Origin of the sequence: Oceanicaulis sp. UBA2681 (assembly GCF_002354675.1) — a bacterium.
In the GTDB taxonomy this organism is placed as follows: domain Bacteria; phylum Pseudomonadota; class Alphaproteobacteria; order Caulobacterales; family Maricaulaceae; genus Oceanicaulis; species Oceanicaulis alexandrii.
Window position 1 is genome coordinate 646,350 of sequence record NZ_DEMB01000016.1, and the last position, 11,985, is coordinate 658,334.

The window sequence follows — 11,985 nt, forward strand, 5'->3', positions numbered from 1 at the left end:
CCAGCCGCGCCAGCAGATCAAAATCAATCTCTGAAATCCGCTCACTGATCGCTGCTGTCAGGTCTGTGGCGGGCGCGACTCCGAGCGCCTGAAGATCAGCCGCGTCGGCGATCTCAACACTTTGCGCTTCGGCCACGCGCCCCATCCCCAAACGGGCGATGGATCGCGCCATGCCGCGTGCATAGATGCGGGCGCGAGCAGCCTCGGCCTCGCTCATCTCACCTGCAGCCAGGCGCGCCTCAATCTCGGTGAGGGCCTGGATATAAGGCGGCCAGATCTGTGTGACCACGTCCAGATCCGCGCCGGCGACATCGCGCTCCGCTGGATCGGCGTCGTCGGCATACCGGCTCAGATACATCGCCACATCAGACAGGGCGGCGCTGTCCGCCGTGCGCCAGTCATGCGCGGTCAGCCCGTTTTGCAGCACGCCTGCGCCATTGCTGATCACCAGAGTGGGCGTGCCGAAACTTTCGATCACCCCGAAGCGCTGGAGCTGGTCCTGATTGCGATGACGCTGGCCCACATCCATGCGCACCAGCACGTAATGATCCGCGATCAGGGCGGAGAGCCGCTCATCGTCCTCGAGTTTAGACGCCAGCCCCCGGCTGTCATGGCACCAGTCCGCGCCGAACACGATCAGCGCCTGCTTGTCCGCGTCGCGCGCCTGCGCCAGCGCCGCGTCGATGACGGCGCTGGCGTCTGCGTGTTCGGGGTAATCGGGCGCGGGATGATCATGCTGCGCCCAAGCGCCGCCCGCCAAAACGCTGGCCGCAAGCCCGGTCAGTACGAGACGCATGATCTTCAGCATTCAGGAATTCCCATTCAGTGTGTCGTCCGCAGGCCAAAGTCTGACCAGCATGCTGGTCTTATTGCGTGCGTTCAATGCGGGGTGGCGCGCTCGATGAGCCAAACGCCATCGCCTGGCGCTCAATCCACGCGCAAAACATGGATGAACTCGCCTCCCATCGGGGTCAGCCAGCACGGATTGATCACCGTCTCGCCGGGCGCAATCACGGGCCAAGCCTGACATTCATCCATCCAGACCAAGGTTTCAATTGGCGACTCTATGGAGATGCTGACCAGCCCCTCGTCGGGAATGCGCCAAGAGCCCGTATCACTGAGTTCCTCACATCTGGTCGTCGTGACGCCAAAATCCGCACCGGCCTCGTAAGGCAGGAACACAATCTGACACTCTCCCACCCCAGAGACGGCGAAGGTGTAGCTTTCCCCATTCGGCGAAGGTCGAGCCGGGGCGTCCTGCGCGAGTGCGGCGGGGCTGGCGGTCAGCGTCATCACGCCCAGCGCCAGCCCCGCCGCAGCGATTTTCAGTACTGATGTCATGGCTGTCCCCCCTGCCCGTTTCGCAAAGCCTGCGCGATCAGGGATGAAGGGGGGATGAATAGAGACCCATCTCGCTGATTTTATGGGTTAATGAGACCTTGAGGCGGCGGCTGACGCGCCGCACGTTTACCCCGCACGGAGCTGTCCGGCAGGGTGGCGGGCGCGCGCGAGACTGTCGTCTTCGGCCGGCGAGGCCGGCAAGCAGCAAGGCACAGCGAGGTCCGACGAATCCCGCGCGCGAGCATGTTATCCGGGGTGGGGCCGGGCGCAGTAACGCGCCCGATTACGCCGGTCCGATATGAAGGGCCGGGGCGGATGGCGCCCCGTTTGATCCCTTTTCAAGCCTTACCCCTGACGCTTGGTCTCTGAGATCCTGCCCTGGCGAGTCATGTCATCCAGAACACATCCGATCAGATCCCGTCCGTACAGACCGTCACAGGCTGCTTCATACCTGACCGGACCCCACACGCGCCGCCGTCAGCGCGCCTGTCCGCTCTTTTGCGACAGGGTGCGAACCCGCCGCTCGAGGCATGCCCCCTCCCCGAACCTGTCAAGACGCCTCCGGACACGCCCCGCCCTCAGGGAAGTGCGCGCAGCTTAAAGCGTGGGGGATGGGGTGGGGATAAGGGGGGGGAAGGAGGGGACTCTTACCCTGTCTTCTCTTTCCCGGCGAAGGCCGGGATCCAGAAATCATCAAGCGCTGACGTTTAACGGCTCTGGACCCCGGACGGAGTTTATCCTCAACTTGATTGGGGGCCGGGGAAGAGAAGCTTGAAGACTTGAAAGAGGGAAGTGATTCACACCAATCCCTCATACAAATCCGCCCATGCCGGATTGCTCTCTTCGATCAGGCGCAATTTCCACGCGCGTTTCCAGCGCTTGATTCGATGCTCGCGCTGGATGGCGCTTGCCATCACATCGTGATGCTCAAACCAGACGAGATCGTGAAAGGCATACTTGGCGGTGAATACTGACCCAATGCCCTGCCGATGCTCCCAGACCCGTTTGATCAGATCGCCCGTAGAGCCGCAATAGAGCGTGCCATTGCGACCGCTGGCGAGAAGATAGACACAGGGCTGGATAACGCGCTCATTCATGTTCGCGTTATAGGGGAGTTTGTACCCGTCCTCACCCTCTTTCGCCCCTTCCGCTCTTTCCCGGCGTAGGCCGGGACCCAGAGATCATCAGGCGCAGGCGTTCCAAGGCTCTGGATCCCGGCCTGCGCCGGGAAAGAGAAGGTAGGTGAGCAAGGGCGAGCTACATCACAACTAATCGTGGTTAGCGTAGGTTTTCGCGATCAAAGTGACTCGTTCCCGCAAAGTTTGGATTTTCTGAGCTAACTCAGGTGATTGATCACCAAGGCTCTGCTCAAGCTCAGCAAACTTAAGCCTCATCTGTGCGAGATTCGAATGTGCGTGCGAAGCCCAGTTTGGAAGAGCGAGCGCGGTAGTTTCAAAAACCCGAGTGTCTAGACCGTACCCGCGATCGAAAAAGTCTTTCCACCAGTTGTCCTCAGGGTTGGAATAACGGTTCTCACGTAGGAATGGAGCGATACAAGCGTCGAGTTCCTCAATATATTCTGAAAGACACCTGCCAGATTCTACCAGCCTATTTATTGCATCTTCTAGTTCATTCGCTAGCACATCAAAATTAGCCCCATCAGACATTGGAATGACCAGATCAAATTCTTGCCGAGCCTCTTCATTCACTCTCAACGCTGCCGCCCAAAATTCCGCTTGTTCTTGCTGTATTCGGTCCAGTGCCACTTGAGCGACACGAAATGGCGCTTCAGTGAAATTGGCTTCATGTATTCTTTTTACATTAGCCACCTCTTCGACCGAAATCGAAGGATTAAGGTCTATTTCCCGGTGGTGCCGATAGCATAGAGCAATTAAATTTTCCGCAGATCGCCTATATTCATCATCCAAACTATCATCATATCGAGGCCCGCCGGGTTCAGCAGCGGAAACGTGGGCTATTTGCGCTACAAATAGCCCATCGTCGTTGATTAGAATGTGATCACACCCTGGATAGGCGCACCGGTTTCCGCTCAACGTGAAAAGGTGGCGAAGTGTCTTGGTAGTGATCGGTTTCCTAGCCACACCATCCGCCCTAATCAATCGGCTCGCGCTTCTCGCCCTTTTCGTTGAGGTAGATCTCTGACCCCTTCGCCTTGAACTCCTCGGCCTTCTCGGCCATGGCCTGGTCGACCTCTTCGGCGGCGAGGGAGGTGTTGGGGGAGCGGGCGGAGCCGAACTCGTCGCGGATTTCCTGGGTGATCTTCATCGAGCAGAATTTCGGCCCGCACATGGAGCAGAAATGGGCGACCTTGTGGGCTTCTTTCGGCAGGGTCTGATCGTGGAAATCGCGAGCGGTGTCGGGGTCGAGCGACAGGTTGAACTGGTCTTCCCAGCGGAACTCAAATCTCGCCCGTGACAGCGCATCATCGCGCAGCTTCGCCGCCGGATGACCCTTGGCGAGGTCTGCCGCATGGGCGGCGATCTTATAGGTGATCACGCCCACTTTCACATCATCGCGGTCGGGCAGGCCCAGATGCTCTTTCGGCGTCACATAGCAGAGCATGGCGCAGCCAAACCAGCCGATCATCGCCGCGCCGATGCCGGAGGTGATGTGATCATAGCCCGGCGCGATGTCAGTGGTGAGCGGGCCGAGCGTGTAGAAGGGCGCCTCGCCACAGGTTTCGAGCTGCTTGTCCATATTGGCCTTGATCTTGTGCATGGGCACATGGCCCGGCCCTTCGATCATGACCTGACAGCCCTTCTTCCAGGCCACCTGGGTCAGCTCGCCCAGGGTTTCGAGCTCGGCGAACTGAGCGCGGTCATTGGCGTCGGCGATGGAGCCGGGGCGCAGGCCATCCCCCAGCGAGAAGGAGACGTCATAGGCGCGCATGATGTCGCAAATCTCGTCAAAGCGCTCATAGAGGAAGCTCTCCTTATGGTGGGCCAGGCACCATTTCGCCATGATCGAGCCGCCGCGGCTGACGATGCCCGTCACCCGGTCCGCCGTCATCGGAACATAGGCGAGGCGCACCCCGGCGTGGATGGTGAAATAATCCACCCCCTGCTCGGCCTGTTCGATCAGCGTGTCGGCGAAAATGTCAAAGGTCAGGTCCTCAGCCACGCCGCCGACTTTTTCCAGCGCCTGATAGATCGGCACGGTGCCGATGGGCACGGGCGAGTTGCGCAAAATCCATTCGCGGGTGTTGTGGATGTTCTTGCCGGTGGAGAGATCCATCACCGTATCCCCGCCCCAGCGGATGGCCCAGACCATCTTGTCCACCTCTTCCTCGACCGATGAGGCGACGGCGGAATTGCCGATATTGGCGTTGATCTTCACCAGGAAGTTCCGCCCGATCACCATGGGCTCAAGCTCGCCATGATTGATATTGGCGGGGATGATGGCGCGGCCGCGGGCGATCTCGTCGCGCACGAATTCCGGCGTCACGAATTCCGGCACAGACGCGCCGAAGCTCTCGCCGTCCGCATGGCGGATATGGGCGTCGTGCAGCGCCTGGGCGCGGCCGAGATTCTCGCGCTCGGCGGCGTAGATCATCTCATCGGTGATGACGCCGGCTTTCGCAAATTCATACTGGGTGATCGGGGCCGAGCCGACGCCGCGCAGCGGGCGATGACGCACCGGAAATTCACGCGCCAGATACTTGCCCGTGGCGCCGCCATTATCGAGCGGGCTCGGCTCGCGGCCTTCATACTCCTCAACGCCGCCGCGGGCCTTGACCCAGTCTATGCGGGTGCGCGGCAGGCCCTTCTCCACGTCGATCGTCTGGTTCGGGTCGGTATAGGGGCCCGAACAGTCATAGACGCGCACCGGCGGCTCCATCGCCGTGGGATGAAGCCCGATCTCGCGATGAGGCACCTTCAGATGCGGCGCGGCCTTGGGCGAGGAGTAGACGCGCTTTGAGCCGGCCAGCGGGCCCGTGGTCACGGTCGGGGTCGGAAATTCGGCCTGATTGGTGGGCTTGTTCATGAGAGGGGCTTTCACAAGAGAGGTGAGAGGGAGCGGGCTGCTAGAGGTCCAGCAAGCCAAGTTCGGTGCGGCGCTTCTTCGTCAGCCCAAGAGCTGCAAGGGCGTGAGAGGCGCGCAGATGTTCGGTGAGGTCGGCGTCGGAGACGGCGGCGTCGGAGGTGCGCTGGATCCAGGTCATCCCGCGGCTGGCGAGATAGGGTGCGGGTCGACAGCCCTCGGCGTCGCGCAGCACTTCATAGACGATGTCGGAGCATTTGAAGGTGACGGCGAGCGCGGGATCGTCGCTGTCCTTGTCCGGCCAGCCGCCAATGGCGAAGACCTTACCCTTTTCGAGCCCGCCCACTTTCCAGACATGGGCGCCGCCCCACTGGACCACATGGGCCGTATGGGGAAGAGACTGACAGAAATCATTATACTCTTCGAGCGTCATCGCGCTGCTCCATCCCGCCGCCGGCATGACCCGGATCCGGTCCTGAGGGTGACGTCTCAGCCCCGCACGACCACCGTGCGGGACACCCCTTGGAACTGAAGACACACTGAAGACGCCTGACGCGCTTGGCAAGGGTTTGCGTTCATTCGCTCTGGGCAAACGTGCACCGAGCTTGTATAAGAAGCGCACAGAAAAAAGACCCGCCCGGGGGGATCCGGAGCGGGTCTAAGGTCGAGTAGAATGAAGCCGGCGAGAGCGATCTCGTCGGCTTCATCGCATTTAGGTCGACGAGAAGTTGGCCGAGATCATCCGCGCGACGGCGATGGCGTCGGAGATGGTGTCCACGGAATAGATCTGCATCACGCCCTGGGTGGAGGCGGCCTGCGCGTTGGTGAAGGCGTGCGACTGGGCGTTCACCGCGTTCTCGAACATCAGGCCGTGCGAGTGAGCCAGCGCCTGATAGACATTGCCCATCGCCATGGCCGGCGCTTCACCGACCACTTTGACGTTTGACTGGGTCACCGCATCGGTGACCTGGGAATTCACTTGTTCGTTGGCTTGGGTAGACATTTCAAGTCCTCATTGTTGTGTCGTGGTGAAGTGCAGACCCGATCCCTGTGAGCGGGATCTGCGAGGCTTTCTGGAGCGCTGACGCCCTCAGAAACTTGGGATCAGTCCTGATTGACGCTGACCGAAGGGCCGTTATTGGGATTCCAGATGGTCTCCGCGCTGCGGCCGAGCGTCAGGATGTAGGCGACGCAAGTCGCCGTTGTGGCGGCTGCGGTCTGGTTGTTGAGAAGCTGGCTCTGGACATTGCCTTCGAACAGCTTCGCCAGGGAGCTGGCGCTGGCGTTCGTCGCGATGCTTTCGCTGCTGACGACCCCGAGCTCGTCGATGGTCAGGGTGATCTGTTTTTCTTCGCTCATGATGGTCTCCTTTAGAATGGAATGCCCGCAAGTTTCTGGGCGATCCGGGCTTCGATCAGGCTGGTGCGGCGGGCGATGGAGGCGGATTGTTCCTGTTGGCGGGCGATCGCCGCTTGTTCGAGACGTTGACGCATCGCCGCTTCGTCAGACGCCTGCGCCTCCGCCTCGGTCATTTTCGCCCCCGGCCCGAACCCCGGAATGGGCGGAATATCGATGGGCGTTTGCGGGACCCGGGTTTCAGGAATGGGCGGGTCCGGGATTGATGGGTCGGGGATGGGCGGATCGGGGATGACCTCGCCATTGTCCGCCTTCATCGCCTGGATATCCGCCCAGATCTGGTTCAGGACCGCGCTCAAAGGCTCGATCTCCGCCATCACGATCGCGCGCACTTGCTGTTTGAAGGCTTCATTCATGGCTGAACCTCGTGATCCTGCAGCGTGTTAGATCGTGAAAAAGACGTCGTTAGGACCACCACCGGGGACCGGATTGCGCGTGTAGCGACGCCCCACCACCATCGGCGCACCGCGACCGGGAACGTTCTGAAGATCATCATCTTCCGGCGTCACCAGACCGGTCAGTCCGGCTACGCCCCGAAGCGCGCCCCCGACCCCGGCGGCAATCGGGCCAAAGGCGAAGCTGAGCCCGGTGGCGATCAACCCGCCCGCTTGCAGAACCCCGATCGTGACTTTCTTGGCGGTGGAAGAAATGCCGAGCCCCAGAGCGGCTTGCTGCGAGGTCGCGGTCATGTCGGTCAGTTCGAACCCGAAAGACCCGCAGACCGACGCCACTTCAGCGGCGAGCTCCATATCCATGAAGCGCTTGAGATTGGCCGCTTCGTCAGAAGACAGCTCGTCAAAAGCGATTGTCGTGTTCTCGGTCCGGTATTTCAGATCCCCGGCGCCGTTCTTCTGGATGCTGATCAGGGTCTGGGCGACGCACGATGTCGGCACGGTGATCTGCAACAGCCCGTCATGATCGCCTTGGGAAATGTCAGCGATGTCGGTCATCGGCAGATAGCTGACCTGAGCCGAGATCTCGTTGGGGTTCAGCGCTTCAAGCGCCAGCACCACCAGACCCGGTTCGCCGTCGGCCCATTCGACCAGAAAGCTGGTGCAGCCCGACTTGCTGGGGATGAAGACCCGGCGGATTGTCGGCGTCAGCGCGCTGCCGTTCAGCATGACGCGCACCAGGGGATTGCCGGCTTCCGCCCCAGACGCCCCCAGATGAAGGCGCGGCGCGCCGGCGGCGTCATAGCTTTCAGTTTGCGCATCCAGATAGATCTGCGGCTCCAGCGATTCGATGGGCGGAATCCCGGGGGTGAAGACCGGCTTCAGCCGCGCCGCATAGCTGTCTGACGGATCGGATTTTGTGGACTGGCGGTTCATGATCCGAAATCTCCCTTGATGGTGCTGGCGGTTGTGGTGACTGAGCCCGAGAAGGTGATCAGAGAGGCCTGCCAGGTCGCCAGCTCTTGAAGCGCCTTCTTGCCGGTATCCTGGGTGGCGGGGTCGAGCAGGAGCGCCATCGCCTGACCGGAGGCGGCGAGCACAAGCTGTTCGGAGCCCTGCATGTAGCCGCGCAGATCCTCGAGCATCATCACCGCCGCCTGGTCCGCGACCGGGTTTTCAAGCGCGGCGAGGACTTCACCCGTCTGCGCCGTCAGCTGGGCCTGATTGAAGGCCACCGCTTTTTGAACATCGGTCGTGGGTGTCGGCAGGCTGGCGCTGGCCAGCGTGTCGCCCTCATCGGAGACGACGTCGTCGGCCAGGTCCTGGGCGTCGGTGACGGCGTCATCCAGGGCTGTGTCTTCAGCGTCTTGCGCCGCCGACGAGCCGGGCTTGGGCTTGGCTTTGCTTAACCGCGTACGCGGGGTTCTGGGGGTGGGTTGTCTCGCCATCGCCGGACCCTCCTGCTCTATGAGCCGTTAATCTTGGCGATCGCCTGTGCGACGATCGAAGGATTGAGCTGGTTGAGGTTTTGCTGGTTGGAGACCGAATTGGTCAGCGCCAAACCGTTGGCGTTCGCCAAACTCTGATACAGCGCCCCGATCGCCACTGATGGCGCCTCGGCCAACACGCCGACAGCGGTTTGCGCCACCGCATCGGTGATCTTCCCGTTGACCTCGTCAGAACTCGCCATCTCTCACCTCCTGAATACCCGGTGAGTAAAAACAACCCTGACGAGAGTCGCTATGGCGACAATGTCCCTTGCGTTGCAGATTGACTTCGCGCTTAAATTGAAGCCGAACAAAGGAGGAACCGCGCTCAGGCGCTCAGACTTGACGTTGAGGAGAGTACAATTGACCTCGCACCCCCTTCCCCTGAAAGGCGCCGACATGCTGGTGAAATCCATCGAAGCTATTGATGCGCCCTATAAATTAATCGCTCCACGATTGGGTGCGACCCAGGATCCCTCCTTAATAAAGTTCATAGAGGTCCACTTTGACGCGCTAACGCCGCATTTGAACTGGTTCACCGTAGAGTTGTTTTTTCAATGCGGCGTCGCACGCGGGCTGGCGTATCTGGACCGCCACGCCTCCAAGCGGATCAGCACCCAGAAAATCCTCGCCGATATTCCGGGCTCCTCCCGCTTCACCTCGGTGGTGATGAACAATGCGGGGCAGACCGGATATGTGGAAATTCAATCCAAATCCGGCTTCATCGAAAACATTCGGCGGTTCATCGCCGTAGAAGCGCTCAACGCGGGCGCGTCCACCGCGGAAGTGGCGCATCTGTGCGGGGTCAGCGTGCGCACAGTCCAGCGGCTGCAACGCAGCGGCGTGCAAGCGCAGGCGCAAGAGCGCACCTCCTAGTCGCGTTGAGGGGTCAGCCACCCTCACACAGCAAAAGCGCCGCCGTGAACCCTCACGCCGGCGCTTTCATTTTCGCTATACTATTGAGATGTTTAGCGCGCCGCCGTCTCAACCGCCCGCATCACCCGAAGCAGATTGCCGCCCCAGATCTTGGCGATGTCGCTTTCAGAATAGCCGCGTCGGATCAGCTCGGCGGTCACCGCGGGCGTGGTGCTGGCGTCATCCCAGCCGCCGACGCCGCCGCCGCCATCAAAGTCTGACGCAATGCCCACATGATCGATGCCGGCCACCTGGACAGCGTGGTCGATATGGTCGGCCAGGGTTGAGATGGTGATGTCATTCATCGACGCCCGAAGCTCCCGCAAGCGCGCCTGATAGGCGTCCCGCTGGCGCTCGGTCGCCGCCGCGAAATCCTGACGGCTGGCGAATCCGAACTCTTGCGCCAAAGCACGCTCGGCTTCGGCAAGCTCCGGATCGACCTCACCGATATAGCGGCGGAACGCCACCATCTGGGCCACGCCGCCATTATCGCGAATGGCGCGCAGCTGTTCATCATCCAGATTGCGCGGATGATCATAAACTGCGCGAGCGCCGGAATGACTGGCCATCACCGGAGCCCGACTCAGCGCGATCGCTTCCAGCATGGTGCGTTTGCCGACATGTGAGACGTCAACCATCACGCCATGATCATTGAGTTCAGACACCAGGCCGCGGCCCAGCTCGGTCAGCCCCGGATCTTCTGAAGGGTCGCCCTGCGCCAGATTGGGGTTGGAGCTGCCGCCAAACTGGTTATTGCCGAAATGGGTGATGGAGACATAGCGCACGCCGCGCTCCGCCCACATGCCCACATTGGACAGGTCCTCACCCAGCGGCCAGGAATTCTCCATCCCGATCAGCGCGACCAGCCGGCCCGACTCATGGATGGCCTCCACCTGATCGGCGGTGGTGGCGAGGGCGATCTGATCGCGATAGCCGCGGATCATCCGCACGATGGCCTGATACTTGTCTTCGGCCTGATCGGCGGCTTCTTCATAGCCGATCGGACTGATCAGCCCCTGGCCCACATAGACGATGAAAAACGCGGCATCGAGACCGCCATCGCGCATTTTCGGCAAGTCGACCTGAGCGCGGGTGAAGCCGCCCGGATCAAGCGCTGCGGTGGCGTAGCCCTGACCAATGTCCACATGGGTGTCCATGGTCAGCACCCGGTCATGGAGCGAACGATCCGTCTCGCCCAGCGCATCCGCGCCGCGCAGCGACTGCGCCCCCGCCTCAACAGAAGGGGCGTAGCCAGCCTCTTCGGAATACTCCACGCTCACACAACCGGTCAGCGCCAGCGCCGCAACGCCTGCCATCCAAGCCTTCATCGCCCTCTCCCCTGTTTTCAGGACAGGGGAGGCTAGTCCCCAGCGGGGCGGAGGAGCAAGGCCGGAACGCGGCGGCGAATAAAGCATTCAGGATCAGCGCCGTTCGAAACGCGCCTTTTCATAGGTCAGCGCGACGACTTCACCTGTTTCATCGCGCTCGAACTGCAAGGGCAGCATTTCGTCCAGAGGATGTTGTTGCAGCCCGAAGACATCGGTTTGGGCGGGCGCGCCCGTGAACCGATAATCCCCCCAGGCGGCCTGCAGCCGCCCCTCCACGACAGAGATCGTCACAGGCGCGTACATCACGTCATTGACGTACTCACCTTCATAGACAGCGAGATCAGACGCAGACGGCGCCCAGCTCCAATCCCCGAACACATCAGTGGCGCGGTCCTCATCCAGACTATCCCGGCGCATGCCGAGCAACCGCTCGACACGCTGGGGGTATTGCTCCTGACGGATCTGCATCCAGCGATCGGCCTCTTCATGATCGATCACGAACTGCAGGAACTGGATCATGGTGCGGCTGGTCAGCCAGCCGGTCATATTGTCGGAGTTCGAGAACACGCCGATGCCGACTCCCAGATCGGGCGAAAACGCCATCATGGTGCGCGCGCCGGTATAGCCGCCGCCATGCGCGTAGAGCGTGTGGCCTTCAAAATCGCAGACATTCCAGCCCAGCGCATAGCCATAGCAGGGCAGTTCATAAGCATTGCGCGCCTCACGGCTGACCTCGGCGGCGATGGTGTGGGCTTCGGTCACGACCGCCTCGGTCAGGCCGGAACCGGCCGGCCCCTCGCCGCGCAGATTCATCTGCAACCAGGTGATCATGTCAGTGGGCGAGGTGGTGATCCCGCCGGCGGACTGCATCTGGGCGTCGGTCTTGGGCCGCACTTCAAACCAGCCCGTCTCGGCCCCGGTCCAGATATGGTTCCAGCTTTGCGCATCAAGCTCGAAATCAGAGGTGCGCGCGCTGGTGTGCTCCAAGCCCAACGGGTCAAAGACCCGCTCTTCCAGCCAGTCCTGCCAGGTGCGCCCCGTCACCGTTTCCAGGATCGCGCCATACAGATTGTAGCCCAGATTATCGTAATCAAAGCCGGGCTC

The 11,985-nt window shown here is 61.3% G+C and carries 15 protein-coding genes and 1 riboswitch; of the genes, 1 reads left to right on the forward strand and 14 read right to left on the reverse strand.

Translation table 11 applies throughout. The annotated features are described in order from the left end of the window. The 12 genes from B3M53_RS14440 to B3M53_RS14495 form a co-directional block, all read right to left on the reverse strand. Positions 1-808: thioredoxin family protein (locus B3M53_RS14440; RefSeq protein ID WP_286800853.1), on the reverse strand; the 808-nt coding region annotated here is incomplete at its 3' end. 119 nt (positions 809-927) lie between these two features. After that, the gene (locus B3M53_RS14445; RefSeq protein WP_273020005.1) at positions 928-1,341 is read right to left on the reverse strand and encodes a hypothetical protein; all 414 of its coding nucleotides are present in this window, start codon (positions 1,339-1,341) and stop codon (positions 928-930) included. Between the two features lie 797 nt (positions 1,342-2,138). Further along, positions 2,139-2,438 carry a GIY-YIG nuclease family protein gene (locus B3M53_RS14450; protein WP_273020007.1) on the reverse strand — a complete coding sequence of 100 codons (300 nt, stop codon included), beginning with the start codon at positions 2,436-2,438 and terminating at the stop codon, positions 2,139-2,141. A 171-nt stretch (positions 2,439-2,609) separates the two neighbouring features. After that, positions 2,610-3,269, reverse strand: a complete 660-nt coding sequence (locus B3M53_RS14455; RefSeq protein ID WP_273020009.1) for a hypothetical protein — start codon at positions 3,267-3,269, stop codon at positions 2,610-2,612. Between the two features lie 184 nt (positions 3,270-3,453). Continuing rightward, entirely contained in the window at positions 3,454-5,346 is a 1,893-nt protein-coding gene (gene thiC, locus B3M53_RS14460; RefSeq protein WP_273020011.1) for a phosphomethylpyrimidine synthase ThiC, read from the reverse strand. Between the two features lie 40 nt (positions 5,347-5,386). Further along, positions 5,387-5,776 (reverse strand): MmcQ/YjbR family DNA-binding protein, encoded by a 390-nt coding sequence (locus B3M53_RS14465; protein ID WP_273020013.1) that lies wholly within the window; start codon positions 5,774-5,776, stop codon positions 5,387-5,389. Further along, positions 5,772-5,876, reverse strand: a riboswitch (TPP riboswitch). It overlaps the preceding gene by 5 nt. Positions 5,877-6,055: 179 nt before the next feature. Continuing rightward, positions 6,056-6,346 carry a RebB family R body protein gene (locus B3M53_RS14470; protein WP_022700367.1) on the reverse strand — a complete coding sequence of 97 codons (291 nt, stop codon included), beginning with the start codon at positions 6,344-6,346 and terminating at the stop codon, positions 6,056-6,058. Between the two features lie 101 nt (positions 6,347-6,447). Then, a complete protein-coding gene (locus tag B3M53_RS14475) occupies positions 6,448-6,702 on the reverse strand; it encodes a hypothetical protein (RefSeq protein ID WP_022700368.1) in 255 nt (84 codons plus the stop codon). An 11-nt stretch (positions 6,703-6,713) separates the two neighbouring features. Next, complete coding sequence (locus tag B3M53_RS14480) at positions 6,714-7,115, reverse strand: hypothetical protein (protein WP_273020016.1); 402 nt, start codon at positions 7,113-7,115, stop codon at positions 6,714-6,716. A gap of 27 nt (positions 7,116-7,142) precedes the next feature. Continuing rightward, on the reverse strand, positions 7,143-8,087 hold the full coding sequence (locus B3M53_RS14485; RefSeq protein WP_273020018.1) for a hypothetical protein: 945 nt from the start codon (positions 8,085-8,087) through the stop codon (positions 7,143-7,145). Beyond that, positions 8,084-8,599, reverse strand: a complete 516-nt coding sequence (locus tag B3M53_RS14490) for a hypothetical protein (RefSeq protein ID WP_273020019.1) — start codon at positions 8,597-8,599, stop codon at positions 8,084-8,086. Before B3M53_RS14490 ends, B3M53_RS14485 begins: the two co-directional genes overlap by 4 nt. A gap of 17 nt (positions 8,600-8,616) precedes the next feature. Then, a complete protein-coding gene (locus tag B3M53_RS14495; protein ID WP_022700372.1) occupies positions 8,617-8,841 on the reverse strand; it encodes a RebB family R body protein in 225 nt (74 codons plus the stop codon). 160 nt (positions 8,842-9,001) lie between these two features. Here B3M53_RS14495 and B3M53_RS14500 point away from each other — a divergent pair, with 160 nt between their 5' ends. Then, positions 9,002-9,514 carry a helix-turn-helix domain-containing protein gene (locus B3M53_RS14500; RefSeq protein ID WP_273020021.1) on the forward strand — a complete coding sequence of 171 codons (513 nt, stop codon included), beginning with the start codon at positions 9,002-9,004 and terminating at the stop codon, positions 9,512-9,514. A 92-nt stretch (positions 9,515-9,606) separates the two neighbouring features. Here B3M53_RS14500 and B3M53_RS14505 read toward each other — a convergent pair whose 3' ends face one another. Together B3M53_RS14505 and B3M53_RS14510 are read right to left on the reverse strand one after the other, a co-directional pair. Then, entirely contained in the window at positions 9,607-10,881 is a 1,275-nt protein-coding gene (locus B3M53_RS14505) for a dipeptidase (RefSeq protein WP_273020023.1), read from the reverse strand. A 93-nt stretch (positions 10,882-10,974) separates the two neighbouring features. After that, positions 10,975-11,985, reverse strand: a 1,011-nt coding sequence (locus tag B3M53_RS14510) for a serine hydrolase (protein ID WP_286800856.1), incomplete at its 5' end; no start/stop codon positions are given.